Raw genomic sequence first — 24,838 nt, 5'->3', positions numbered from 1 at the left:
TCAGGGCTTGCGCCAGACGCCCTGACTCTGGCCTTCGCAATATGGCTTGAGATACGCCGCATCGGTGGCCACGCCGTAATAGTGGATATCCTGGCGATAGGGCATATTGGCGACTTGCGCGTTGCTGCACACGCCGAAAGCGCCGCTCGGGCACTGATCGACGTACTGCACCTCGACCTTCTGCCCGGCCAGCGTCGGTTGGCAGAAGCCGTCATTGAACAATTTCTGCGGAATCGTCCTGTTCTGCTGACAGACTTTGACGTCGAGCCGTTCGCCCTGCGTGTGCACTACGCAGGCCTGGGCCCACGCTTCACTCGACAGCAGCGCCAACAGCAACGACCATCCCGACCAGCGCATCTTCGATCTCCTCAATAACAGTCTGCAGAAAAGTGCCCACCATGTTGCAGAACATACCGACCCACGTCATCGCCGGCCCATTGGGCGCTGGCAAGACCAGCCTGATTCGCCAGTTGCTGGCGCAGCGGCCTGCGGACGAACGCTGGGCGGTGCTGATCAACGAGTTTGGCCAGATTGGTCTGGACGCCGCGCTGCTGACTCGCGATGCCGATGGTATCGCACTCGGTGAGGTGGCCGGGGGCTGTCTGTGTTGCGTCAATGGCGCGCCATTTCAGATCGGCCTCGGCCGGTTGCTGCGCAAGGCCAGGCCAGATCGACTGTTTATCGAGCCATCCGGACTGGGCCATCCGGCGCAGTTACTCAAGCAGTTGAGCGAGGCGCCGTGGCTGGGCGTGCTGGCTGTTCAACCGAGCGTTCTGGTTTTGGATGCTCAGGCACTGCACGCAGGCAAATCCCTGCCGGACGCCCAGCAGAAAGCGTTGGCCAGCGCGGGGTTGTTGCTGTTGAACAAGGCGCAGGATCTTGATGAAAAGGCTCGAGACAGTATCGCCACCCAGTTGCCGCCCGTCAGGCTGATATGGACGCAGCGAGCACAACTGCCCCTGAGCGAGCTGCCGGGGCTGAAAGCAAAAGCATACGAAGGCGCAGGCAATCTGCCGCTGCCCACTGGATTGGCACAGCTGCCAGCGGTCTGGAGCAATCCGGCCGAACCGATTTGCCTGAGTCAGTCACAAGAGGGCGGCTGGAGCATCGGTTGGCGCTGGCATCCGGCGCAGGTCTTTGATCAAGATCGCATTGCCCATTGGTTGAGCGGTATGAACTGGAAGCGGGCCAAACTGGTTATCCACAGCACGGATGGCTGGGTTTCGGCGAATGCGCTGGAGAATGCCGAGCTGGAATGGCAGGTAAGTGAATGGCGAAGAGATTCGCGGATCGAGCTGATTTTCAGTGATATTGAAGAACTTGGAGTGCTTCAGCAGGGGCTGGCTGCTTGTCGCAAGCTTTAGATGCAAAAGATCGCAGCCTTCGGCAGCTCCTGCAAAGCCTGCATCAAGGCTGCGATATCTGGTCTCTCAAGGCTTCCACTTGGTATGTTCCTGGCGCCACTGGCTCAACTCGATGACTTCCGCGCGAGGCTTGTGCACTTCGACCACCGGCGGCGTATCGTCGAACGGCGCCGGGTAGGGTGCCAGTTCAATCTGCGCACTGTGCGCGCCGAACTGGGTGACGGTACCGTTGTGGCGGCTCTCGCCGGTCACGGTGAACTCGAAGTTGTAGACCCGCGCCAGTCGTCGGCGACCGTTGGCATCCTTGATCAGACCGATCTTTTTCAGCGCGACGTTACCGTCCAGCAGCTCGACGCCGACATTGGTGCAATGCTGCTTGACCCGTTCCAGCGCGCGCTCGCGCAGGCCGTGGTTGTGCCATAGCCAGGCACCGGCAGCGGCGAACAGCATCAGCACGAAGATGTTTTCCAGGCTCAGCATCTACATCGAACTCCAAATGATGGCGTCAGCTTAACTGTCTCGCCGGTCTGTCGTACAGGCTGTGTTTCGTCGCATACTGCGCGGCTTGAATTTCAATCGTTTTACGGAATGACCCGAATGAAACGTACGCCTCATCTGCTCGCCATCCAGTCCCACGTGGTGTTTGGCCACGCCGGCAACAGCGCTGCGGTTTTTCCGATGCAGCGCGTCGGGGTCAACGTCTGGCCGCTCAACACCGTGCAGTTTTCCAACCATACCCAGTATGGTCAGTGGGCCGGTGAAGTGCTGGCGCCGCAGCAGATTCCCGAGCTGATCGAAGGCATCGCCGCGATTGGCGAGCTGGGCAACTGCGACGCGGTGCTCTCCGGCTACCTCGGCAGCGCCGCGCAGGGCCGGGCGATTCTCAGCGGTGTGGCGCGAATCAAAGCGGTCAATCCGAAGATGCTGTATCTGTGTGATCCGGTGATGGGCCATCCGGAGAAGGGCTGCAGCGTACCCACCGAAGTCAGCGATTTCCTGCTGGATGAAGCGGCGGCCGTGGCGGACATCATGTGCCCGAACCAGTTGGAGCTGGACAGTTTTTCCGGGCGCAAGCCGCAGTCGCTGTTCGATTGCCTGGCGATGGCGCGGGCGCTGCTGGCGCGCGGGCCGAAAGCGGTACTGGTCAAGCATCTGGATTACCCGGGCAAACCGGCCGATGGTTTTGAAATGCTGCTGGTGACTGCCGAAGGCAGCTGGCATCTGCGCCGTCCCTTACTGGCGTTTCCACGTCAGCCGGTGGGCGTGGGCGATCTGACCTCTGGTCTGTTCCTGGCGCGGGTGTTGCTGGGTGACAGCCTGCTGGCAGCGTTCGAATTCACCGCAGCAGCGGTGCATGAGGTGTTGCTGGAAACCCAGGCGTGCGCCAGTTACGAGCTGCAACTGGTGCGGGCGCAGGATCGCATTGCGCATCCGCGGGTGAAGTTCGAGGCTACAGCGATCAGTCTGTAATCTCGTCGTTGTTCAAAAAGATCGCAGCCTTCGGCAGCTCCTACATGGGTTTGCATTCCAAAATGTAGGAGCTGCCGAAGGCTGCGATCTTTTGCTTTTTGGTCTCAGGCGTCGCCCTTGATTTCCTGATAACGCTTCTCCAGTTCCTGGCGAATCTGCCGGCGCTGCTGCGCCTGCATGAAGCGGCGCTTGTCTTCGCTGTTCTGCGGTTGCAACGGCGGCACGGCGGCCGGTTTGCGCTGATCATCCACCGCGACCATGGTGAAGAAACAGCTGTTGGTGTGGCGCACCGAGCGTTCGCGGATGTTTTCGGTGACCACTTTGATGCCGACTTCCATCGACGTGTTGCCGGTGTAGTTGACCGAGGCCAGGAACGTCACCAGTTCGCCGACATGAATCGGCTCGCGGAAAATCACCTGATCCACCGACAGGGTCACCACGTAGCGCCCGGCATAACGGCTGGCGCAGGCGTAAGCCACTTCGTCGAGGTATTTGAGCAGGGTGCCGCCGTGGACATTGCCAGAGAAGTTGGCCATGTCGGGGGTCATCAGTACCGTCATCGACAGCTGGGCGTTTCCGGGTTCCATAACGTTCTCACGGATCAAGGCTGATTGCAGGAAGCGCCTCTGCGGGCACCTGGTAGCTTTTCAAAAAGCACCGTTATCGGGACGCCGCGCGGCGGGCCGCCGTCACGCCGGTAGCGATCTGTTTCCATATATTGCACCGGCTTCCAGAGCGAAGTCGCGGTGTTAACCTGCAAAAGCCCTGCCCAAGGGCAATTCCTACATTAAAAGCGGATTTTTACCCTGCTCGCGCAGAACGTCTGACGTCTGTCCGCGCGCCTCGTCATCAAGGAGACCACGCCATGCATGCCATCAGTTTTATTCAGGACCTGGCAGTGATCATGCTGGTCGCAGGCGTGGTGACCGTGCTGTTCCACCGTTTCAAGCAGCCGGTGGTACTCGGCTACATCGTTGCCGGCTTCATCATTGGCCCGCACACGCCGCCGTTCGGCCTGATCCACGATGAAGAAACCATCAAGACCCTGGCCGAACTCGGGGTGATCTTCCTGATGTTCTGTCTCGGCCTGGAGTTCAGCCTGCGCAAGTTGTTCAAGGTCGGCGCGACAGCGTTCATTGCCGCGTTTCTCGAAATCATCCTGATGATCTGGATCGGCTACGAAATCGGCCGCTGGTTCGACTGGAACACCATGGATTCGTTATTCCTTGGCGCGATTCTGGCGATCTCCTCGACTACCATCATCGTTAAAGCGCTGAATGACCTGAAGATGAAAAACGAGCGCTTTGCGCAGTTGATCTTCGGCGTGCTGATTGTCGAGGACATCCTTGGCATTGGCATCATTGCGTTGCTGTCGAGCATCGCCGTCAGTGGCACGGTGAGCTCGGGGGAAGTATTTTCAACGGTCGGCAAGCTGTCGCTGTTCATGATCGTCGCGCTGGTCATCGGCATTCTGTTGGTGCCGCGTTTGCTGGCCTATGTGGCGAAATTCGAAAGCAACGAGATGCTGCTGATCACCGTGCTCGGCCTGTGTTTCGGCTTCTGCCTGCTGGTGGTCAAGCTCGAATACAGCATGGTTCTAGGCGCTTTCCTGATCGGTGCGATCATGGCCGAGTCGCGGCAATTACTGAAAATCGAAAGACTGGTCGAGCCGGTTCGCGACCTGTTCAGTGCGATCTTCTTCGTCGCCATCGGGCTGATGCTCGACCCGCTGATTCTCATCGAATACGCCTGGCCGATCGCGGTAATCACCGTGGCTGTGGTGCTTGGCAAGATGTTGTCCTGCGGCCTCGGTGCGTTTATCGCCGGCAATGACGGACGGACCTCGCTGCGAGTCGGCATGGGTCTGTCACAGATTGGCGAATTTTCCTTCATCATCGCCGCGCTGGGCATGACTTTGCAGGTCACCAGCAACTTCCTCTATCCGGTCGCTGTGGCCGTGTCGGTAATCACCACGCTGCTGACGCCATACCTGATTCGCGCGGCGGACCCGCTGTCGATCAAGCTCGCGGCCGCCGTGCCCAAGCGTCTCGGGCGGGTGCTCGGCATGTATGGCGAGTGGTTGCGCAGCATTCAGCCGCAAGGCGAGGGCGCGATGCTGGCGTCGATGATCCGGCGGATTCTGTTGCAGGTCGGGGTCAATCTGGCGCTGGTGATTGCGATCTTCTTTGCCGGCGCGTACTTCGCCGAGCGCATGTCGTTGTGGCTGCAGGACTGGATCAGCGATCCGAGCTGGCAAAAGGCACTGATCTGGGGCGGTGCGTTGTTGGTGTCGCTACCGTTCCTGATTGCCGCTTATCGCAAGCTCAAAGCGCTGTCGATGCTGCTGGCGGAGATGGGCGTCAAGCCGGAGATGGCCGGGCGTCACACGCAGCGAGTGCGCCGGGTGATCGCCGAAGTGATCCCGATTCTCTCGCTGCTGGTGATTTTCCTGCTGTTGGCAGCCTTGTCGGCCAGTATCCTGCCGACCAACAAGCTGCTGGTGCTGATTGCCGTGGTCGCCGCTGCGGTAGCGGCGCTGCTGTGGCGCTGGTTCATCCGCGTGCATACGCGGATGCAGGTGGCCTTGCTGGAAACCCTCGACAACCACAAGGAATCGTCGGGGCATTGACCAGCCGGGGCGTGTGGCGGATCAGCTTTCCAGCCAGACGTCCCGCGCCCAGTGCCACACCGATTCCCAGGTTTCTTCAGCAATCAGTTCTTCTTCGGCCTGCCACAGCACCACGGTGCCGTCTTCTTCGACACAGTAATAGTCATCGCCGTCCTGACAGATCGGGATCAAGCTGCGGTCAACGCCCACGTCCCATGCATTGGCGGCGACGTCCGGCAGATAGGTGTGTGATTGCGGGTCGGTGACCGTCACCGGCTCGAGGCTGCCATAGACCACATCGCTGACGGTCAGCAAAAATTCTTTGAAGACGAACGGAATGTCGATGAACAGTTGTTCTTCGATTTCCACCAGCAGGTCTTCGTCAGGCAATTCCAAAGGAACCGGCACGGGTTCGTTGGCTTCGCGCAGTTGTTCGATGATTTCTTCCACGTCCGGGATCCTCTTGCTGAATGGCGCGGTTTATATGGGCCGGTTTATACAGTAGCTCGCTATAGATGCAACCGTGAAATGAAAAACCCCGGCCGAGGCCGGGGTTCTGTTACCGCAAGTGAAGCGCAGCAGGGATCAGCCGTTCTGGCGGATACCGGCGACCAGCCAAGGCTGGTTGTCGCCCTGCGGACGTTCCATGTTCCAGCTTTCGCTGAACACTTCGCCCTGGTCGAAACGCGAGGTTTTCGACACGCCGGTGAAGGTCAGGGTGGCGATGGTCTTGTCGGCACGATCGTCGACGCCGTCCAGTTGCACCTGCAGGTTGTCGATGTAGGTCGACTGGAAGCCGTCGCCCAGGTCGGCACGCTCACGCTTGAGGAACTCAAACATTTGCGGGGTCACGAACTCGGCGATCTTGTCCATTTCGTTGGCGTCCCAGTGCTGCTGCAGCGACTGGAAGTGGCTGCGCGCGGCTTCAAGGAAGCGCTGTTCGTTGAACCAGGCCGGTGCGTTGATCACTGGACGGGCGGCAGCCGGAGCAGCCGAACCACCGAAGATCGAACCCATGGCGGCAGGTTTCTGTTCGAACACTTCACGCTGCATCGGCGCGCCGGCCGGAGCGAATTGCTCCTGCTGCTTGCGACGACGGGCGGCGATGAAGCGGAAGATCACGAACGCGATCAGGGCCATGATCAGGATGTCGAAGATCTGCATGCCCTGGAAGCCGTCGCCCATGAACATCGACGCCAGCAGGCCACCGGCGGCAATACCCGCCAATGGGCCGAGCCAGCGCGAAGCACCACCGGCCTTGGCCGCGGCGCCAGCAGCACCGGCAGCGCCAGCGGTCGCTGCTGCGCCGCCCACGCCAGGAGAAGAAGGAGCCATCTGGCTGGTCTGGTGCGTCGGCGCAGCGCCGGCGCTTTTGCCACCACCAAAGCGCTTGGCGTTGGCGTCGAGGCTCATCGTCAGGCCGATGCACAACGCCATGGCGATGCTAAGAAAACGTTTCATAAAGGGTATTCCCGTTTTGTGGAGACACGCGCGCCATGTTGCACAGCTGAAGTGTTACTGGCTAGCGAGAGAGTGTTTCGGGCTTTTGCCTGACAGGTCGCGTTCAGCTTGGCGAGGCAATCAGCCGATGTACTTTTGTCTGTAGGAAAAGACGATAGGTTCAGAGGGATTGATGCACTTGAGCCGCATACCCTGTGGGAGCGAGCCTGCTCCCGAAGGCGTCGTGTCAGACAAATGAATGCTTGATGACACAGCGCTTTCGCGAGCAGGCTCGCTCCGACATTGGGTTCAGTGCCGGTGGTTAGATCGCTTCCAGCTTGGCATAGCCGAGCATCAGCCACTTGCTGCCTTCGCTGAAGTTCACCTGCACCCGGGCCTGGGCGCCGGAGCCTTCGAAGTTGAGGATCACCCCTTCGCCAAAGATCGAGTGACGGACAGCCTGACCGAGCACGAAACCGGTTTCCGGAATCTCGCTGCCGCTGAACAGATTGCTGCCGCTCATCGACTGGTTGCCGCCGAACGGTCGGCTGACGCTGTTGGACAGACGAACTTCCTGAATCAGGCCTTTCGGCACTTCCCGTACGAAACGCGACACCTTGTTGTAGGTTTCGCTGCCGTACAGGCGCCGGGTTTCCGCATAGGTCATCACCAGATTCTGCATCGCCCGGGTGATACCGACGTAAGCCAGACGCCGTTCTTCCTCGAGACGCCCCGGTTCTTCCAGGCTCATCTTGTGCGGGAACAGGCCTTCTTCCATGCCCACGAGGAACACGTAAGGGAATTCCAGACCTTTGGCGCTGTGCAGGGTCATCAGTTGCACACTGTCTTCGTGCTCGTCGGCCTGAGTGTCGCCGGCCTCCAGCGAAGCATGGCCGAGGAACGCCGCCAGTGGCGTGAGTTCTTCGTCCTCTTCGGTGTTCTCGAAGTTGCGCGCGGCGCTGACCAGTTCCTCAAGGTTTTCTACCCGGGCCTGGCCTTTTTCGCCTTTTTCCGCCTCGTGATAGGCGATCAGGCCAGACTGCTCGATGACGGTTTGCGTCATCAGGTGCAGCGGCATCTCGGCGCACTTGGCGGCGAGGTTCTCGATCAGTTCGATAAATGCACCGAGCGCGCTCGCTGCACGGCCGGTCAGGCCTTTGTTAGCCACCAATAGGCGCATTGCTTCCCACATCGACACATCGCTGTGCCGCGCATGCTCGCGAATCGCTTCGACGGTTTTCTCGCCGATGCCGCGGGCCGGCACGTTGATCACCCGCTCCAGCGCCGCGTCGTTGCCACGACCTTCAAGCAAGCGCAGGTAGGCCATGGCGTTCTTGATTTCCGCGCGTTCGAAGAAGCGCTGCCCGCCATAGATGCGGTACGGGATGCGCTCACGCAGCAGGGCTTCTTCGAGCACCCGCGACTGGGCGTTGGAGCGGTACAGAATCGCGATATCGCTACGGGCCAGACCGGTTTTCAGCGCGCTTTCGATGGTTTCCACCACGTAGCGCGCTTCGTCGTGTTCGTTGAACGCGGCGTACAGATTGATCGCTTCGCCGTCGCCACCGTCGGTCCATAGCTCTTTACCGAGACGCCCGGTGTTGTTGGCGATCAGCGCGTTGGCGGCTTTGAGGATGCCGGCGGTGGAGCGGTAGTTCTGCTCCAGACGAATCGTCTCGGAGTCCGGGAAGTCGGACGAGTACTGATGAATGTTCTCGATCTTCGCGCCGCGCCAGCCGTAAATCGACTGGTCGTCGTCGCCGACCACCATCAGGCTGTCGCCGCCCTTGCCGAGCAGGCGCAACCAGGCGTACTGCACGGCGTTGGTATCCTGGAACTCGTCGACCAGAATATGCCGGAAGCGCTTTTGGTAGTGCGCCAGCAGGCCGGGGTGATCGCGCCACAGGTCGAGTGCGCGCAGCAGCAGTTCGGAGAAATCGATCACGCCGGCACGCAGGCACGCTGCCTCGTAGGCTTCGTAGATGCCGCGCATGGTGGCGAGGAACAGGTCGCCGCTGGCCTGAATGTGTTGCGGTCGCAGACCTTCGTCTTTCTGGCCGTTGATGAACCACTGCGCCTGCCGCGCCGGCCAGCGTTGCTCGTCCAGACCCAGCTCGCGGATCACCCGCTTTACCAGCCGTTGCTGGTCATCGCTGTCGAGAATCTGGAAGGTCTGGCTCAGGCCCGCTTCCTGCCAGTGCGCGCGCAGCAAGCGGTGCGCGAGGCCGTGGAAGGTGCCGACCCACATGCCGGCCGGGTTGATGCCCAGCAACTGCTCGATGCGATGGCGCATCTCGGCAGCGGCCTTGTTGGTGAAGGTCACCGACAGGATGGAGTGAGGCGAGGCGTTTTCGACCTGGATCAACCAGGCGATACGGTGCACCAGCACTCGGGTTTTACCGGAACCGGCGCCGGCCAGGACCAACTGACGGCCAACGGGGGCTGCTACGGCCTGGCGTTGGGCATCGTTGAGGGAGTTCAGCAGAAGGGAGAGATCATCGCGCATCGGGGCATTCTAGGGTGCGCCGCAGGCCCGGGCAAACCGTGCGTTGCATTAGCCGATGAAAGTGCTGCCGATGACGACCGGTCGGTCACTGGCTGCAGGCTTCGGCCCGTCTCGCCTGAGGGGTTGCAGCGGTGCGCAAGCGGCGGAAAATTTCCCCGCAATTGTGATCGGCAGCAGTTTGGCATCGGGATCGGCTTGTGTATGCTCCGTGCACGTTTCGGGCGCACGCCCTCCTTATAAGAACAAGAACGTTGCCCATGATCTTCAGCGCCGAACTGTCGGGACCCTCCGTGGACCCCCGGGTGATCCGCAAGCACTATGCCGTCGAAATGGCGGTGGAGCGCACGCGTCTGCTGTATCAGGGCTCGTTGTTGCCCACGCTGTTCATGTTGATCAACGGTCTGGTCTGCGCCGCTTTGCTCTGGAGCCCGCAGCGCTACTTCGTGGTCAGCGTCTGGCTGGTGTGGCTGCTGTCGCTGGTCGCGCTGCGGGTGATTCAGGTGGCCGCGTTCGATTCGGCGATTCCCGATCGTCAGGCCCAGCCGATCTGGTTCCGCATGTTCCTGCTCGGTTCGACCATGACCGGCCTGACTCTGGCCGGAGCCGGTATCGCCCTGGTACCCGCTGACAACTTCATGCAGCAAGCCTGGGTGTTCGGCCTGATCGGCGCGGCAACGCTGTCGGCCAGTGTCGCCTACGCGGTGAGCCTGCCGGCGTTCCTCTCGTTTACCTTGCCGTGCCTGCTGCCAGCGATCGGCTACCTGTTCTGGGGCGGCGACGATCAGGCCCGGGGCTGGGGCTGGCTGGGTCTGATCCTGCTCGGTTCGTTGAGCGTGGTGGCGTGGCAGGTCAATCGGCTGATCGACCGTGGATTGCTTCGGCGTTTTCAGAATCAGCACCTGATCGAGCATTTGCAGCAAGCGCAGACGCGCAGCGAACAACTCAATCAGGAACTTGGCAAAGAGATCGAACAGCGCCGCTGTGCCGAGGCGCAATTGCGTGAAGCGCAGGTCGATCTCGAAGATCGCGTAGCCCAGCGCAGCCGCGAACTGGATGCCGCCAATCAGGCCCTGAGCAAAAGCGAAGCGCGCCTGGCGCTGGCGCTCAAGGCCAGTGAGCTCGGATTGTGGGACTGGAACCTGCAGACCGACGAAGTCCATCACACACAGATTCAAGAACTGTTCGGCCTCGCCCCGGAGTACGTGACCGCGCTGCTGCGCGACCTCAAGCCGCGACTGCACCCCGAAGACGTGCCGTCACTCAAGTTCGCCCTGGTCGAGCATTTGAAAGGGCGCACCGAGGATTATCAGGTCGAATATCGCCTGCGCCACGGCGACGGCCACTGGGTGTGGATCGAGGACCGTGGCCGCGCCGTAGAGCGCAGCGCCAGTGGCCGGGTGATCCGCATGGTCGGCACCCGTCGCGATATCAGCGCCAGCAAAAGCCTCGAAGAGCAGCAACGGCTGGCGGCAACGGTGTTCGAAGCGGCCAGCGAAGGCATCGTGATTCTCGACCCGGACTACGCGCTGATTGCGATCAATCAGGCGTTCAGCCGGGTCACCGGTTACGAGATCGACGACATGCTCGGGCGCAACGTCGTCGAGTTGCCGTGCAGCCGCGATGCCCGTCGTCACTACGTGGCGATCCGTCAGGCACTGGAGCAGCACGGCAGTTGGCAGGGTGAGCTGGTGGAAACCCGCAAGAACGGCGAGCTGTATCCGCAATGGCTGCAACTCAATGCCGTGCGCGACAGCCGTGGCAATGTCAGCCATATCGTCGGCTTCTTCGCCGATCTCTCGGCGCGGCGTGCCTCGGAAGAACGCATGCGCTATCTGACTCATTACGACGAGCTCACCGGCCTGGCCAACCGTGCGCTGTTCCGCGAGCGTCTGCACGAAGCCCATCAGCGGGTGCGGCAAGGCGGGCGCCGCAGTCTGGCGTTGCTGCACATCAATCTCGATCGCTTCAAATTGCTCAACGACAGCCTTGGCCATGAAGTCGCCGATCAGCTGCTGCAGAAGATGGCCCGGCGCCTGGTCAATGCCTTGCCGGAAGCCGACACCATTGCGCGCCTGTCCGGTGACGAATTTGCCGTGCTGTTCGATGCCTACGGCAATCTGTCGAGCCTGGCGCGGGTCGCCACGCGGTTGTCGGCCAAGCTGCGTTTGCCACTGAGCGTCGACGGGCATGAACTGGTGGTCAGCGCTTCGATGGGCATCAGCCTGTTGCCGGACAACGCGCGGGAGATTTCCGCGCTGGTCAGCCAGTCGAACATGGCCATGCAGCATGCCAAACATCTGGGCGGCAACAATTTCCAGTTCTTCACCGACAGCCTGCAAGCCAGCACACTCGAACGTTTGCAACTGGAAAACCACCTGCGCCGAGCCATTGAAGAACAGCAACTGACGGTGTTCTATCAACCGAAACTGTGCCTGCAAACCGGCCGCATGAATGCCGCTGAAGCGCTGGTGCGCTGGGATCATCCGAGCATGGGCCAGGTGCCGCCGGCGGATTTCATTGGCCTGGCTGAAGAGACCGGTCTGATCGGGCCGATCGGCGAATTCGTTTTGCGTCAGGCGTGCTGGCAAGCGTGCGAATGGCAGCGGCAGGGCCTGGCGCCGATCCGCGTGTCGGTGAACCTGTCGGTGCATCAGCTGCGCCAGGGCAAGCTGGTCAGTCTGGTGCGGCAGGTGCTGGAAGAAACCGGGCTGGCGCCGCACTGCCTCGAGCTCGAGTTGACCGAAAGCCATTTGCTCGACAGCGTCGAACACATCATTGCGACGTTCCAGCAACTGCGCGATCTGGGGGTGAAACTGGCGATCGATGATTTCGGTACCGGTTATTCGTCTTTGAGTTATCTCAAGCGCATTCCAGTGGATTACGTGAAGATCGACCAGGCGTTCATTCGCGGCTTGAGCGTGGGCAGCGCGGACGCTGCAATCACGCGTGCGATCATCGCCATGGCTCACGGGCTGGCGCTGAAAGTAGTGGCGGAGGGTGTCGAGCGTCAGGATCAGTTGGAATTTCTGCGCATGGAGCGTTGCGACGAGGTGCAGGGTTATCTGATCAGCCGGCCGGTGGACGCTGCCTGTCTGGCCGGGCTTTTGCGTGATCAGGAAAATCTGCGTTAAGGGCTACATGCACCTCAGCGTGCCTGATGCCGGGACATCGAGTTACGCATTGAGCAGGCAAAATGCCTATTCATGTAGTATAACTACAAGCTTGCTACATCCTTGCCCACAAGAAGAGTCCAGCCCCTTGAATCTGCTGCAACACATCGCCCAGTCACGTCACCTGTTACGCAAGTCGGAGCTCAAGGTCGCCGACCACGTGCTGCTTGACCCTGCGGCAGTGATGCACAGTTCCATGGCCGACCTGGCTCACAGCGTCGGCATCAGCGAGCCGACCATCGTGCGCTTCTGCCGCGCCATCGGTTGTTCCGGCTTTCAGGATCTGAAACTGAAACTGGCGCAAAGCCTGGCCGCCGGCGCCAGCTTCGGCCAGTTCGCGATTCACGAAGACGACTCCGTCGCCGACTACAGCCTGAAGATTTTCGACACCACGCTGCACACCCTGATGGAAGTGCGCGAGAAGCTCGATCCGGTGGAATTGCAACGCGCGGTGACGTTGATGTCGCAGGCGCAACGTGTCGAGTTCTACGGCTTCGGGGCCTCGGGCGCGGTGGCGGCAGATGCGCAGCACAAGTTCTTCCGGTTGCTGCTGACCGCGGCGGCGTACTCCGATCCGCACATGCAGGCCATGTCAGCCGTTACCTTGAAACCGACCGATGTGGCGATCTGTATTTCCCAGTCAGGGCGATCCAAGGATTTGCTGATCACCGCCAATCTCGTACGCGAGAGCGGGGCGTCGCTGATCACCCTGTGCCCGAGCCAGACGCCGTTGGCCGAACTGTCGACCGTCAATCTGGCGATCGATGTACATGAAGACACCGAAATCTATACGCCGCTGACTTCGCGTATCGCGCACCTTGTCGTGATCGACGTGCTGGCGATGGGCGTGGCCATGGCGCGCGGGCCGAGCCTGGTCAATCACCTCAAGAGCGTCAAGCGCAGTCTGCGCAGTTTGCGTCTGTCTCCAAAAGCCGTGAAAGCCCTGGATGATTGAGCAAGGTCGTTCCGACCTTGTTCGCGAGCAGGCTCGCTCCCACAGGGGATCTCCCGAGAACACAAATTCTGGGTCATGACGGGATCAAATGTGGGAGCGAGCCTGCTCGCGAAGGCGTCCTCAAAAACACCACATCCCTGCGCACATTTCATCACATTGTCATCCCCGCGCAGCCAAACCGTCATCCCCCACGCCTATCGTGAAACTCCCGTACTCGCCCTGGGAGACTCGAAATGGCTCAGCCCTACGAAGAACGCAACAGCGCCGCGAAAACCCGTCGACAGCAGGAAGATCAGCGCCGCATGGAATTTCGCCGCGCCATTGAAGATCGCTTCGAACTTCGCCAGCTTCAGGCCGAGATCGGCGATTTTCCCGAGATCACGCACTGGCAGGCAACGCCCGCAGCTTCCCGTCGAAACGCTCAACCAACGCAATAATCTGCGCCCGCTCGCTGCGGATGAACGCCAGGAAGGCGTGCGCCACCGGTGACAGCCGTTTGGCTTTGGCTTGCACCAGGCACCAGCTGCGCATCAGCGGCAACTCTTCGACCGGCAGCTCGACCAGGCCGCCGGTCGCCAGCTCCAGGTTCAGGGCGTGGCGCGTCAACAGCGCCAGGCCCAGACCTGCCACCACGCATTCACGCTGAGCTTCGGCGGACGCCACTTCCTGGGTCTGGGTGAAGTGCACGCGCTTTTCCTTGAAGTATTCCTCGCAGGCCAGACGCGTACCCGAGCCCGGCTCGCGGATCAGCAGCGTATACGGCTCGAGATCCTGCAAGCGCAGCGGGCCCATGTGCGCCAGCGGATGATCCGGGCGCGCCACGGCAACGATCGGATTATTGAGAAACGGCAGGAATTCCAGGCCCATATCCTGCGGCACCATCGACATGATGACCAGGTCGTCGCGGTTGTCCGAGAGGCGGCGGATGACCTGGCCACGGTTGACCACCGTCAGCTGCAAATTGACTTCCGGATGCTGGCGCTTGAACGCGGCGAACAGGTGCGGCACAAAATATTTCGCACTGGATTCCACCGCCAGTTTCAGCTGGCCCTGCAGCGAGCCCTGCATGTCCGACAGTTGCATATCGAGGTTTTCCAGGCGCCCGAAAATGTCGCGACTGGCACGTTGAAGCGCTTCTGCCGCCTCAGTCATGTAGAGTTTTTTGCCGACATAGTCGAAGAGCGGCTGGCCGATCAGCTCTTCAAGCTGACGAATCTGTAGGCTGACGGCCGGTTGTGTGAGGGACATTTCCTCAGCGGCGCGGCTGTAGGATCGTAAGTCGCAAACCTCATTGAAGATTTGCAGTTGACGCAATGTCATACGCATCAGTGACTTACGCATATTTTTGATGCTCGGGCGGCGGGCAGACGCCACAACTATAAGTGTTTACTTATGCCTGTCCCAATTTTTATTCATTTTTGTTAATCCCTTGGCAGCGCTAGTGTGGACCTGCGACTGAATTGAAACATTTGGTCACGCGTCGACCTGGGTCTAGCAGGTCGTGGTGCCACCGGCTCAAGGGAACCTCCAAGTGATAAAAAAGATCCTGATCGCCAACCGTGGTGAGATTGCCGTACGAATCGTACGAGCCTGCGCCGAAATGGGCATTCGCTCGGTTGCGATTTTCTCCGATGCCGATCGCCATGCCTTGCATGTGAAGCGTGCGGACGAGGCGCACAGCGTCGGAGCCGAACCATTGGCCGGCTACCTGAACCCGCGCAAGCTGGTGAACCTGGCGGTGGAAACCGGCTGCGATGCGCTGCACCCCGGCTACGGATTCCTGTCGGAAAACGCCGAGCTGGCGGAAATCTGCGCTGAGCGCGGCATCAAATTCATCGGCCCGTCGGCGGAAGTCATCCGGCGCATGGGCGACAAGACTGAAGCGCGGCGCAGCATGATCAAGGCCGGCGTACCGGTGACGCCCGGTACCGAGGGCAATGTCTCCGGTATCGAAGAAGCCCTGGTCGAAGGCGACCGTATCGGTTACCCGGTAATGCTCAAGGCCACCTCCGGTGGTGGCGGACGCGGTATCCGTCGCTGCAACAGCCGCGAAGAACTCGAACAGAACTTCCCCCGGGTCATATCCGAAGCCACCAAGGCGTTCGGTTCGGCGGAAGTGTTCCTGGAAAAATGCATCGTCAATCCCAAGCACATCGAAGCGCAGATTCTCGGCGACAGCTTCGGCAACGTCGTGCACCTGTTCGAGCGTGACTGCTCGATCCAGCGCCGCAACCAAAAGCTCATCGAGATCGCGCCGAGTCCGCAGCTGACCCCGGAGCAACGCGCCTACATCGGCGACCTGTCGGTGCGTGCGGCCAAGGCTGTGGGTTACGAGAACGCCGGCACCGTGGAGTTCCTGCTCGCCGAGGGCGAGGTGTACTTCATGGAAATGAACACGCGGGTGCAGGTGGAACACACCATCACCGAAGAAATCACCGGCATCGACATCGTCCGCGAACAGATTCGCATTGCTTCCGGCCTTCCATTGTCAGTGAAGCAGGAAGACATTCAGCATCGTGGTTTTGCGTTGCAGTTCCGTATCAACGCTGAAGACCCAAAGAACAACTTTCTGCCCAGCTTCGGCAAGATCACCCGTTACTACGCCCCCGGCGGTCCGGGCGTGCGCACCGATACGGCGATCTACACCGGCTACACCATTCCGCCGTTCTACGATTCGATGTGCCTGAAACTGGTGGTCTGGGCACTGACCTGGGAAGAGGCGATGGACCGTGGCTTGCGTGCCCTTGATGACATGCGTCTGCAAGGGGTGAAGACCACCGCCGCCTACTACCAGGAAATCCTGCGTAACCCGGAATTCCGTAGCGGCCAGTTCAATACCAGCTTCGTTGAGAGCCATCCGGAACTGACCAACTACTCGATCAAGCGCAAACCCGAAGAGCTGGCCCTGGCCATCGCCGCCGCCATCGCCGCCCACGCAGGCCTATGAATGAAGCAGCTGCGAGCTTTCAGCTGCAAGCGGCAAGTAAAAGCAGATTGGCTTTTTCTTGCAGCTCGTAGCTTGAAGCTTGCCGCTATGAGGAGATACCAATGACTAAGAAGATCTTCGTTACCGACACCATCCTGCGCGACGCTCACCAATCGCTGCTCGCCACCCGCATGCGCACCGAAGACATGCTGCCGATCTGCGACAAGCTCGACAAGGTCGGCTACTGGTCGCTGGAATGCTGGGGCGGCGCGACGTTCGACGCTTGCGTGCGCTTTCTCAAGGAAGACCCGTGGGAGCGCCTGCGCCAATTGCGTGCGGCGCTGCCCAACACCCGTCTGCAAATGCTCCTGCGCGGGCAGAACCTGCTCGGCTATCGCCACTACAGCGATGACGTGGTCAAAGCCTTCGTCGCCAAGGCAGCGGTGAACGGCATCGACGTGTTCCGCATCTTCGATGCGATGAACGATGTGCGTAACCTGCGCGTGGCCATCGAAGCGGTGAAAGCGGCCGGAAAGCATGCGCAAGGGACCATCGCCTACACCACCAGTCCGGTACACACCATCGACGCCTTCGTTACCCAAGCCAAGCAAATGGAATCCATGGGTTGCGATTCGGTAGCGATCAAGGACATGGCCGGTCTGCTGACGCCATACGCCACAGGTGAACTGGTGCGCGCATTGAAAGCCGAACAGTCGCTGCCGGTGTTCATCCACTCCCACGACACCGCTGGCCTGGCCGCCATGTGCCAGCTCAAAGCGATCGAGAACGGTGCCGATCACATCGACACCGCAATCTCCAGTTTCGCCTCAGGCACCAGCCACCCCGGCACCGAGTCGATGGTTGCCGCGCTCAAAGGCACCGAGTACGACACCGGCCTGAATCTGGAACTGCTGCAGGAAATCGGCCTGTACTTCTACGCGGTGCGCAAGAAGTACCACCAGTTCGAAAGCGAATTCACCGCCGTCGATACCCGTGTGCAGGTCAACCAAGTGCCGGGCGGGATGATCTCCAACCTCGCCAACCAGTTGAAAGAGCAGGGCGCTCTGAACCGCATGGGCGAAGTGCTCGCAGAAATTCCGCGCGTACGTGAAGACCTCGGCTTCCCGCCGCTGGTGACCCCGACGTCGCAGATCGTCGGCACCCAGGCGTTCTTCAACGTGCTGGCCGGCGAGCGTTACAAGACCATCACCAACGAGGTGAAGCTGTATCTGCAGGGCGGCTACGGTAAGGCGCCGGGCGTGGTCAATGAAAAGCTGCGGCGTCAGGCGATCGGCAGCGAAGACGTCATCGACGTGCGCCCGGCCGATCTGCTCAAACCGGAAATGACCAAGCTGCGTGCCGACATCGGCGCACTGGCCAAGTCCGAAGAAGACGTGCTGACCTTCGCCATGTTCCCGGACATCGGGCGCAAGTTCCTCGAAGAGCGTGCCGCCGGCACCCTTACGCCGGAAGTGCTGTTGCCGATCCCGGAAGCGGGTGCCGTTGCCTCGGCGGGCGGCGAAGGCGTGCCGACCGAGTTCGTCATCGACGTCCACGGCGAAACCTACCGCGTCGACATCACCGGTGTCGGCGTCAAGGCCGAAGGCAAGCGCCACTTCTATCTGTCCATCGACGGCATGCCCGAAGAAGTGGTGTTCGAACCGCTCAACGAGTTCGTCGGCGGTGGCAGCAGCAAACGCAAACAGGCCTCGGCGCCAGGCCACGTCAGCACCACCATGCCCGGCAACATCGTCGATGTGCTGGTCAAGGAGGGTGACACCGTCAAGGCGGGCCAGGCGGTACTGATCACCGAAGCGATGAAAATGGAAACCGAAGTCCAGGCTGCCATTGCCGGCAAGGTCACTGCGATTCATGTGGCCAAGGGCGACCGGGTCAACCCGGGCGAAATCCTCATCGAGATCGAAGGCTGAGATAACAGCCGCGATCCAACGCTTTAAACCTCGGGGGAGCAGGTGCTCCCCTTTTTTTTTGCCTGTGATTTTCGTTACTTCTCAGCTCGCTTGAAGAACCAATGTGGGAGCGAGCCTGCTCGCGAATGCGTCGGACCAGCCAACATCATCTGCGAGTGATCCACCGCTTTCGCGAGCAGGCTCGCTCCCACAGAAGGCGTGCTTAATCCATTAGAACGCCATGCGCCATTGACCCGCAAAGCCATACGCTCGGCTGTCATTGCCCAGCTCACCCGTCAAGCCCACGCCCAGTGTATGCGCCGCTGAAATACCAAGATCGAGCCCCGCATCCACCGACAGAGCGTTCCTATCCAGTGCCGCGCCGGTCACTTCGAAGCGCTTGCCGCCCTTGCGCAGTTGCTGGCGGGTGTCACTGTCGATGTCACCGTAGGTATGTTTCCAGCCGGCGCTCAATCGCGGGGTCAAATGCATGCCGTTCTCCAGCGTATTGACCTGCGCAACCCGCAGACCGAAGGTGCTGCTGAAGTTGTCGCGGGTCTGGCCGTAGACTTTCAGCGCCGCGTCGCCGCCCTTTTCGTTGTAGCTGTCGCGCTGATAACGCTGATAGCCGAGGCTGGCGTAGGGCTCGAGGGTTACGCGATCCCGGCCCAGATTGAACCCGGCTTCAGCGAATGCCTGTTGAGTATTGGCGTCGTAGTTGCCCTTGAGACGATCGCTGAAACCCTTGAACGCGACCCGCCGTGTGCTGCTGCCGTCATGGCTGGCGTAGGTAGCGCCGAGACGCACCGATAGCGGGCCATCCTGACGCACGGCGTAGGCGCCCAAGTGCCAGCTGTCGAGGTCGCCGTCGTACTGGCGGGCATCAAGTTTCGTCTGCGATTTGCCGCCGAGCAGGCCGACCTGCCAGTGCTCGTGGAGTCGCCAGTCAGCGCCCATGACCAGCCCTTGCGTGGCGTGTTGGAGGATGCCGTCAGCGTCGCGGTCAACCTTGCCGCCGTGGCCCAGTGCCTGGAACCACACCCGTCCGGAGTCTTCGCTGCCCGAGGCCTGATGAGGTGAACTGCGCGAGCCGTCAGTAGAGCCGGAACGGTTGTCCAGTTGGCGCATCGCCGAGAGCATGCTCGCACTCACTGGGGTGATGCTGCTTAGCGTGGCTTTAGCGAGGTTGGCGTTGCTGCCTGCGGCGAGTTGGTCGAGGGCGATGGGCGCGGTGGTTTTATCGCTGGTCAGCAGTGCGGCGACGGCCGTGTTGATGGGTTTTGCAGGCTCGGACGCGCGCTGTGCGGTGGTTTGTGCAGTCACGATTTCGTTGGGTATTGATGATTCCACCGATGCGGAGTCTTCAATCAAGGTCGCAACTGAGGTCAGGGCGGGGGCTGGAGCTGCGATCACCGCTGTCATTGAAGCTGGAGCGGGCGTTGTCGCGATCGGTACAGCGGGAGAAGTCGGCTGCTCTGGCTCGATAATACTGCTTGCAAGTTCGCCTGCATTTTCTGTAAGAGCGAGGCTTTCAAGCGGTTCACCATTGCGAGCGTAAGTCAGTCCAACCGACTTCTTGTTGTATTGAGCTGTGGCGGTCATATAGGCGAGATCGTTCTCTATCCTGCCGAATTCGCCTTTTACCTCTCGGGCCTCAATGATTTTGTATTGGCTGCTCTGCGGATATTCACCAGGAGCCGAAACAATCTTCAGGGTGGCACCTTCGAGTTGGGCTGTACCATCGACCTTGATCGTCTGACCACCAGCGGGAGTGACCTCGTAAGCCAATTCGGCACCAGGCGCCAAGTGCAAATTGCCCTTCACTCGCGGTGCCCCAAGCGCTGCATTGACGGTGAGCAGCCCACCCACCTCAAGATTTCCCACCGTGCCTTTACCGGCGAAACTGCCGCCATTCTGGACATACACATCGCCCTTGATGCTGCCGAGGTTGGTCAGTGCCCCACCGCTGTTGACCAGAACGCCTTCATGGAAATCACCTTTGGAGCTCAGCGTCCAGTTGCCTTGGGCGACGAATAACCCATTGAAGTTGCGCGTGTCGTTCAACGCGCCGCCCTCCGCAGCATTCAGGAACAACACGTTATCGCCCTTGCCGCCATCCAGCCGGCCAGTGAAGCTTGCGCCGTCTGCGAGGGTAATCAAGTCGTTGACGTCAGTCCCTTTGAACCCGGTTTCCGGGGTCGTGAAGATGATCGGAACCGTGCTCGCGTCGTTGAGAAAACCCTGGAGCCGTTCCATCGCCTGTTGCTTGGGGTTGGCTTCGGGCTGCTCCGTCGTTTCCATGCTTGGGGGCTGCTCTATTGCTTCAGTGGATTGCTCGGCGTTAGCCAGCGCTACGCCACCCAGCGCCAGTGAAATAGCCAGAGCCAGGTGTTTTGGTGCGAATACATGTTGAGTGGGCATCAGGTTCGATTTCCGTATCGAGAAAACCCAACTCTATTGCTACCCGAAAAAAACCGATGTCGGCCGCTTCCCACAGCCACGCAGGCGACATCGGATCGTTCTGTAGAAAAACGTCACTGGATTTCGCAGAAACAGCTTTTGCGTAATGGTGAGCAGTCTTTTTCCTACAGCCGATTCAGGATCACAACGGTATCGATCGGTGATCCATCTGCATTGTTTTGCGTCGATTGAAGCCCCGGCGGCTCGCGTCTGCATTAAATTGCGTCTTTCGCCGATCGAATCTACCGCGTCATGAGAAAGCATAAATCCGCACAGCAACTGACCGTCCTCGAGCGCACGGCGCTCATCGAAAGCATTCAGCAAGCGCTGGCCGAAGGCACTCTGGAAATCGGTGACGCCGTGCGCCGTTTACGGGTCGAAGTCACCGGTCTGCATCAGACCCAGTTCGCGAAGATGTGCAAGATTTCAGTGCGCACGCTGGTGCATATCGAACATGGCGAAGGCAATCAGACCCTGAAGTCGCTGATCGCGGTGTTCCGCCCCTTCGGCATGAAAATGGGCGTAGTGCGGATTCGCCGGGACACCATTTGAATGCACCTCAACTACGGCGCACATACGCCTTGCTGTAATGCCGCTCCATCCGTGCCTGAATCAGCTCCAGCCCGATCGACATCAGCCAGTAGATGATCGCCGCCGTGGTGAGCATTTCGATGTAGCGATAACTTGAGCGCCCGTAGGACTGGGCGAGAAACATCACATCCCAGACGCCCATCACCGAGATCAGCGACGAGTCCTTGAGCATCGAGATGAACTGGTTGGTGGTCGGTGGAATGATCGTGCGCATGGCCTGGGGCAGGGTGATGCGCCAGAAGATCACGCTTTCGCGCAGGCCCAGCGCCAGGGATGCTTCGCGTTGGCCGTGATCGACGCCGAGGATACCGGCGCGGAAGATTTCGCTCAGGTAGGCGCCGTAGTTCAGCGACAGGGCAATGATGCCGGCGACGATGGCGCCGGGGACGATGCCCAGTTGCGGCAGGCCGAGGTAGATCAGCAGGATCTGGATCAGCAGTGGCGTGCCACGAAAGAACGAGGTGTAGAAACTGGCGATGCCAAACGCCACGGCGCTGTTCGACAGGCGCGCCAGCGCGGTGATGAAACCGAGCAGCGACGAGGCGATGATCGAGCAGGCGCAGAGAAACAGAGTCAGCGCTGCGCCCTGCAGAAATCCGTTCGGCGCCAGTTTCAGGCCGACCAGGTTGGGCAGCTTGTCGAGGATGATCGAGAACTTCAGGTCGAAGCTGAGAAAGAATCCGGCAAACAGGCAGAACAGCGCCGCCCACGTCAGGTACAGGCGCGTACGGAAACCGAAGAGCTTTTGCAGGCGTGTTTCAGCCACCGGTTGCGGTGGCTGTGGCGGGGTTGGAAAGGAAGTCATTGGCTGATGTCGGCGCCGATCCATTTCTGCGACAGCTTGCTCAGGGTGCCGTCCTGTTTCAGCTGGGCGAACACCTCGCGCACCTTGGCGTCCCACTGCGGGTCACCCTTTTCGATGGCTACCGAATTGGGCTCCGAGTAGAGCGGTTCACCAGCTAATTTGAAGCGCTGGTCCTGGTTCAGGCGCGGCTGCGCGGTGACCAGATTGGTGAGGATCGCATCCAGGCGCACGCCGGCACCCAGGCCCAGATCCTGGAAGGCAACGTTGTCGGTGTCGTACGGGGCGATCTGTACATCCTCGAACGGATACTGCAACTGCGTATCCTCGGCGCCTTCGATGACCAGGTTCTTGTTCAGGTAACTTTCGTAGCTGGAGGCGCTGGTCAGACCGACCTTCTTGCCGCTCAGATCCTTGGCGCTGTGAATGCGCTCGTCCTTGGCATTGACCACGATTACCGCTGGCGAGGCGTAGTACTCGACCGGGAAGTCGAACACCTCGGCGCGGGCCTTGCTCGGGGTCATCGAGCAGATGCAGATGTCGTAGCGCCCGCTCCAGCGGCCGGCGGCGATAACGTCCCAGGACGGCGTTTCGAGACGCAGTTTGACCCCGAGTTTGTCCGCCACGGCTTTGGCAACGTCGACATCGAAACCGTCGAGTTGATTCTGCTCATTGAGAAACGAGAACGGCGGATAGCTTTCCATGAGTACGCCGACCAGCTCTTTTTTCTGCTCCACACGGTCCAGCGTCGCGCCGCCGAAGGCTTGGGTGGAGGCCAGAATGGTCAGGCCCAGGGCCAATAGCGGTTGGAATTTCACAGTCGCTTCCTGTTGAAAAAAGAGGTTGTTATTAACCGAGTGGTGCGTATTAAATAGTTATAAGAACGACTCTGATAGTGAGTTATTTTCATAAGCATATGAGTGAAAAGCATATGGGCGCAGCAGGTACGGTCATTCTCGATGGCGGCATGGGCCGTGAATTGCAACGCGCCGGGGCGCCATTTCGCCAGCCCGAGTGGTCGGCACTGGCGCTGAGCGAAGCGCCGCAAGCGGTCGAGGCGGTGCATGCCGCTTACATCAGCAGCGGTGCCAACGTGATCACCAGCAACAGTTACGCGGTGGTGCCGTTTCACATTGGCGAGGCGCGCTTTGCCGCTGAAGGCCAGGCGCTTGCGGCGCTGGCGGGAGAGTTGGCGCGGCGGGCGGTGCAGGCATCCGGCAAGCCAGTGCGTGTTGCCGGTTCGTTGCCGCCGCTGTTCGGCTCGTACCGTCCGGATCTGTTCGAAGCGGATCGGGTGAGCGAATTGTTGATGCCACTGATCAAGGGACTGGCCCCGCACGTTGATCTATGGCTGGCCGAAACCCAGAGCTCGATCGTCGAGGCGCGCGCCATTCACGCCGGGCTGCCGAAGGATGGCAAGCCGTTCTGGCTGTCATTCACCCTCAAGGATGAAGACACCGATGAAGTGCCACGCCTGCGCTCCGGTGAACCAGTAGCGGAAGCGGCTGCGGTGGCAGCGGACTTGGGTGTGGAAACGTTGCTGTTCAACTGCAGTCAGCCTGAAGTGATTGGCGCAGCAATCGACGCGGCACGCGCAACCTTTGAGCGTCTCGGCGTCACGATCAATATCGGCGCGTATGCCAACGCGTTTCCTCCGCAACCCAAAGAAGCCACGGCCAATGACGGGCTCGACCCGTTACGTGACGATCTTGATCCGCCGGGGTATCTGCACTGGGCGCTGGACTGGCAGCAGCGCGGCGCCAGTCACTTGGGCGGCTGCTGCGGGATCGGGCCGGAGCATATTGCGGTGCTGGCGCAGAAGCTGCGTCGTTAAGCCAGACCCCGCCAATTGTGGGAGCGGGCCTGCTCGCGAAAGCGGTGTGTCAGTCAACATTTGCGGTGACTGACACACCGCTTTCGCGAGCAGGCTCGCTCCCACAGGGGCTTTGTGACGATCGGCTACGGCACTCGGCCAAGCCTTTCACCTGGCCATCAGGCGTCTGGTTTTCATCGCTCAGCCAGCGCTCGAACCCCTCACCGATCGCCGGCCATTCCGAATCCACAATCGAATACCACGCGGTGTCGCGGTTCTGCCCCTTGACCACCATGTGCTGGCGGAACACCCCTTCAAAGCTGAAGCCCAGACGCTCGGCCGCATATTTGGAGCGGGCGTTGCCGTTGTTGCACTTCCATTCCAGGCGCCGGTATCCCAGCTCGAGCGAGTATTTGGCCAGCAGGTACACAGCTTCAGTGCTTTTCGGTGAGCGCTGCATCGGCGCACCGAAAGTGACATGGCCGATCTCGATGCGGCCCTGCGCCGGGACGATCGACATCAGGCTGAGGATGCCTTGCACCTGACCAGTCGCACGGTCGATGACGCTGAAAAAATACGGGTCGCTGTTGGCCGCATGATTGTTCAGCCAGTCGTTGAACGCGCTGCGCTCGGGAAACGGCCCGTAAGGCAAATAATCCCACAGTTTCGGATCAGCACCCGGCCCTTCGAGGGCGGCGAAGAGTTGATCGGCATGGCGCGCCGGGTCGAGTTTTTCCAGGCGGATGAAACGGCCGTCGAGCAAGGTGGCGGAGGGGGCGGGGACGCCTTTCCAGTCAGCGAGTGAAGCGGTCATGTGCGCGTC

Annotated in this window: 20 protein-coding genes and 1 pseudogene; 10 read left to right on the top strand and 11 right to left on the bottom strand. The window is 60.5% G+C overall.

The window, feature by feature from the left end:
• A complete protein-coding gene (locus AB4N53_RS19595) occupies positions 1 to 357 on the bottom strand; it encodes an NADH:ubiquinone oxidoreductase (protein ID WP_212617469.1) in 357 nt (118 codons plus the stop codon).
• A 41-nt stretch (positions 358 to 398) separates the two neighbouring features.
• Here AB4N53_RS19595 and AB4N53_RS19590 point away from each other — a divergent pair, with 41 nt between their 5' ends.
• Complete coding sequence (locus AB4N53_RS19590; RefSeq protein ID WP_460122438.1) at positions 399 to 1,364, top strand: CobW family GTP-binding protein; 966 nt, start codon at positions 399 to 401, stop codon at positions 1,362 to 1,364.
• A 66-nt stretch (positions 1,365 to 1,430) separates the two neighbouring features.
• Here AB4N53_RS19590 and AB4N53_RS19585 read toward each other — a convergent pair whose 3' ends face one another.
• The gene (locus AB4N53_RS19585) at positions 1,431 to 1,844 is read right to left on the bottom strand and encodes a DUF3301 domain-containing protein (RefSeq protein ID WP_460122436.1); all 414 of its coding nucleotides are present in this window, start codon (positions 1,842 to 1,844) and stop codon (positions 1,431 to 1,433) included.
• A gap of 117 nt (positions 1,845 to 1,961) precedes the next feature.
• Between AB4N53_RS19585 and pdxY the strand changes: the two genes are divergently transcribed.
• Positions 1,962 to 2,834, top strand: a complete 873-nt coding sequence (gene pdxY, locus AB4N53_RS19580) for a pyridoxal kinase PdxY (protein ID WP_042608042.1) — start codon at positions 1,962 to 1,964, stop codon at positions 2,832 to 2,834.
• A gap of 104 nt (positions 2,835 to 2,938) precedes the next feature.
• Here the strand turns inward: pdxY and AB4N53_RS19575 are convergent, their stop codons facing one another.
• Positions 2,939 to 3,421, bottom strand: coding sequence for an acyl-CoA thioesterase (locus AB4N53_RS19575; RefSeq protein WP_016772447.1), 483 nt, complete (start codon positions 3,419 to 3,421; stop codon positions 2,939 to 2,941).
• Positions 3,422 to 3,699: 278 nt separating this feature from the next.
• On the opposite strand from AB4N53_RS19575, the gene AB4N53_RS19570 reads away from it, so the two are divergent.
• On the top strand, positions 3,700 to 5,463 hold the full coding sequence (locus AB4N53_RS19570) for a cation:proton antiporter (RefSeq protein WP_460122434.1): 1,764 nt from the start codon (positions 3,700 to 3,702) through the stop codon (positions 5,461 to 5,463).
• A gap of 21 nt (positions 5,464 to 5,484) precedes the next feature.
• Here the strand turns inward: AB4N53_RS19570 and AB4N53_RS19565 are convergent, their stop codons facing one another.
• The 3 genes from AB4N53_RS19565 to uvrD all read right to left on the bottom strand — a co-directional run bounded on the left by AB4N53_RS19565 (position 5,485) and on the right by uvrD (position 9,388).
• Positions 5,485 to 5,892 carry an SMI1/KNR4 family protein gene (locus AB4N53_RS19565; RefSeq protein WP_038359443.1) on the bottom strand — a complete coding sequence of 136 codons (408 nt, stop codon included), beginning with the start codon at positions 5,890 to 5,892 and terminating at the stop codon, positions 5,485 to 5,487.
• 135 nt (positions 5,893 to 6,027) lie between these two features.
• On the bottom strand, positions 6,028 to 6,903 hold the full coding sequence (locus AB4N53_RS19560) for a Tim44 domain-containing protein (RefSeq protein ID WP_460122432.1): 876 nt from the start codon (positions 6,901 to 6,903) through the stop codon (positions 6,028 to 6,030).
• Positions 6,904 to 7,204: 301 nt separating this feature from the next.
• On the bottom strand, positions 7,205 to 9,388 hold the full coding sequence (gene uvrD / locus AB4N53_RS19555; RefSeq protein ID WP_186568764.1) for a DNA helicase II: 2,184 nt from the start codon (positions 9,386 to 9,388) through the stop codon (positions 7,205 to 7,207).
• 257 nt (positions 9,389 to 9,645) lie between these two features.
• Here uvrD and AB4N53_RS19550 point away from each other — a divergent pair, with 257 nt between their 5' ends.
• The 3 genes from AB4N53_RS19550 to AB4N53_RS19540 all read left to right on the top strand — a co-directional run bounded on the left by AB4N53_RS19550 (position 9,646) and on the right by AB4N53_RS19540 (position 13,950).
• Complete coding sequence (locus AB4N53_RS19550) at positions 9,646 to 12,519, top strand: putative bifunctional diguanylate cyclase/phosphodiesterase (protein ID WP_460122429.1); 2,874 nt, start codon at positions 9,646 to 9,648, stop codon at positions 12,517 to 12,519.
• Positions 12,520 to 12,646: 127 nt separating this feature from the next.
• Positions 12,647 to 13,513 carry a transcriptional regulator HexR gene (gene hexR / locus AB4N53_RS19545; RefSeq protein ID WP_007962240.1) on the top strand — a complete coding sequence of 289 codons (867 nt, stop codon included), beginning with the start codon at positions 12,647 to 12,649 and terminating at the stop codon, positions 13,511 to 13,513.
• A gap of 233 nt (positions 13,514 to 13,746) precedes the next feature.
• Positions 13,747 to 13,950: a PA3496 family putative envelope integrity protein gene (locus AB4N53_RS19540; protein ID WP_081932351.1), complete on the top strand. Its 204-nt coding sequence runs from the start codon at positions 13,747 to 13,749 to the stop codon at positions 13,948 to 13,950.
• Here AB4N53_RS19540 and AB4N53_RS19535 read toward each other — a convergent pair.
• A complete protein-coding gene (locus AB4N53_RS19535; RefSeq protein ID WP_460122426.1) occupies positions 13,892 to 14,854 on the bottom strand; it encodes a LysR family transcriptional regulator in 963 nt (320 codons plus the stop codon). The two genes, AB4N53_RS19540 and AB4N53_RS19535, sit on opposite strands and share 59 nt — an antisense overlap.
• A gap of 190 nt (positions 14,855 to 15,044) precedes the next feature.
• On the opposite strand from AB4N53_RS19535, the gene AB4N53_RS19530 reads away from it, so the two are divergent.
• On the top strand, positions 15,045 to 16,460 hold the full coding sequence (locus tag AB4N53_RS19530; RefSeq protein ID WP_024014853.1) for an acetyl-CoA carboxylase biotin carboxylase subunit: 1,416 nt from the start codon (positions 15,045 to 15,047) through the stop codon (positions 16,458 to 16,460).
• A 101-nt stretch (positions 16,461 to 16,561) separates the two neighbouring features.
• On the top strand, positions 16,562 to 18,370 hold the full coding sequence (oadA, locus tag AB4N53_RS19525; protein ID WP_122612789.1) for a sodium-extruding oxaloacetate decarboxylase subunit alpha: 1,809 nt from the start codon (positions 16,562 to 16,564) through the stop codon (positions 18,368 to 18,370).
• Between the two features lie 210 nt (positions 18,371 to 18,580).
• Here oadA and AB4N53_RS19520 read toward each other — a convergent pair whose 3' ends face one another.
• Positions 18,581 to 20,770 carry an autotransporter outer membrane beta-barrel domain-containing protein gene (locus AB4N53_RS19520; RefSeq protein WP_460122424.1) on the bottom strand — a complete coding sequence of 730 codons (2,190 nt, stop codon included), beginning with the start codon at positions 20,768 to 20,770 and terminating at the stop codon, positions 18,581 to 18,583.
• A 291-nt stretch (positions 20,771 to 21,061) separates the two neighbouring features.
• Here AB4N53_RS19520 and AB4N53_RS19515 point away from each other — a divergent pair, with 291 nt between their 5' ends.
• Complete coding sequence (locus AB4N53_RS19515) at positions 21,062 to 21,361, top strand: helix-turn-helix domain-containing protein (protein ID WP_460122422.1); 300 nt, start codon at positions 21,062 to 21,064, stop codon at positions 21,359 to 21,361.
• A gap of 7 nt (positions 21,362 to 21,368) precedes the next feature.
• Here AB4N53_RS19515 and AB4N53_RS19510 read toward each other — a convergent pair whose 3' ends face one another.
• Together AB4N53_RS19510 and AB4N53_RS19505 are read right to left on the bottom strand one after the other, a co-directional pair.
• On the bottom strand, positions 21,369 to 22,205 hold the full coding sequence (locus tag AB4N53_RS19510) for an amino acid ABC transporter permease (protein WP_460122420.1): 837 nt from the start codon (positions 22,203 to 22,205) through the stop codon (positions 21,369 to 21,371).
• A complete protein-coding gene (locus AB4N53_RS19505; protein ID WP_460122418.1) occupies positions 22,202 to 23,020 on the bottom strand; it encodes an ABC transporter substrate-binding protein in 819 nt (272 codons plus the stop codon). The genes AB4N53_RS19510 and AB4N53_RS19505 overlap by 4 nt, the downstream gene beginning before the upstream one ends.
• A 113-nt stretch (positions 23,021 to 23,133) precedes the next feature.
• Here AB4N53_RS19505 and AB4N53_RS19500 point away from each other — a divergent pair, with 113 nt between their 5' ends.
• Entirely contained in the window at positions 23,134 to 24,036 is a 903-nt protein-coding gene (locus tag AB4N53_RS19500; RefSeq protein ID WP_460122416.1) for a homocysteine S-methyltransferase family protein, read from the top strand.
• Positions 24,037 to 24,163: 127 nt separating this feature from the next.
• On the opposite strand, the pseudogene AB4N53_RS19495 reads toward AB4N53_RS19500, so the two are convergent.
• Positions 24,164 to 24,829: pseudogene (locus AB4N53_RS19495) on the bottom strand (GNAT family N-acetyltransferase); the annotation flags it as partial.
• Between the last annotated feature and the right edge of the window lie 9 nt (positions 24,830 to 24,838).

The organism is Pseudomonas sp. H3_E04, from assembly GCF_054668915.1.
This window is presented reverse-complemented; position numbering and strand designations above follow the sequence as displayed.

Bases quoted from the DNA above. Each gene is read 5' to 3' on its own strand.
- AB4N53_RS19595 (WP_212617469.1), bottom strand. From the start codon at position 357: ATGCGCTGGTCGGGATGGTCGTTGCTGTTGGCGCTGCTGTCGAGTGAA.
- AB4N53_RS19590 (WP_460122438.1), top strand. From the start codon at position 399: ATGTTGCAGAACATACCGACCCACGTCATCGCCGGCCCATTGGGCGCT.
- AB4N53_RS19585 (WP_460122436.1), bottom strand. From the start codon at position 1,844: ATGCTGAGCCTGGAAAACATCTTCGTGCTGATGCTGTTCGCCGCTGCC.
- pdxY (WP_042608042.1), top strand. From the start codon at position 1,962: ATGAAACGTACGCCTCATCTGCTCGCCATCCAGTCCCACGTGGTGTTT.
- AB4N53_RS19575 (WP_016772447.1), bottom strand. From the start codon at position 3,421: ATGGAACCCGGAAACGCCCAGCTGTCGATGACGGTACTGATGACCCCC.
- AB4N53_RS19570 (WP_460122434.1), top strand. From the start codon at position 3,700: ATGCATGCCATCAGTTTTATTCAGGACCTGGCAGTGATCATGCTGGTC.
- AB4N53_RS19560 (WP_460122432.1), bottom strand. From the start codon at position 6,903: ATGAAACGTTTTCTTAGCATCGCCATGGCGTTGTGCATCGGCCTGACG.
- uvrD (WP_186568764.1), bottom strand. From the start codon at position 9,388: ATGCGCGATGATCTCTCCCTTCTGCTGAACTCCCTCAACGATGCCCAA.
- AB4N53_RS19550 (WP_460122429.1), top strand. From the start codon at position 9,646: ATGATCTTCAGCGCCGAACTGTCGGGACCCTCCGTGGACCCCCGGGTG.
- AB4N53_RS19540 (WP_081932351.1), top strand. From the start codon at position 13,747: ATGGCTCAGCCCTACGAAGAACGCAACAGCGCCGCGAAAACCCGTCGA.
- AB4N53_RS19535 (WP_460122426.1), bottom strand. From the start codon at position 14,854: ATGCGTAAGTCACTGATGCGTATGACATTGCGTCAACTGCAAATCTTC.
- oadA (WP_122612789.1), top strand. From the start codon at position 16,562: ATGACTAAGAAGATCTTCGTTACCGACACCATCCTGCGCGACGCTCAC.
- AB4N53_RS19520 (WP_460122424.1), bottom strand. From the start codon at position 20,770: ATGCCCACTCAACATGTATTCGCACCAAAACACCTGGCTCTGGCTATT.
- AB4N53_RS19515 (WP_460122422.1), top strand. From the start codon at position 21,062: ATGAGAAAGCATAAATCCGCACAGCAACTGACCGTCCTCGAGCGCACG.
- AB4N53_RS19510 (WP_460122420.1), bottom strand. From the start codon at position 22,205: ATGACTTCCTTTCCAACCCCGCCACAGCCACCGCAACCGGTGGCTGAA.
- AB4N53_RS19500 (WP_460122416.1), top strand. From the start codon at position 23,134: ATGGGCGCAGCAGGTACGGTCATTCTCGATGGCGGCATGGGCCGTGAA.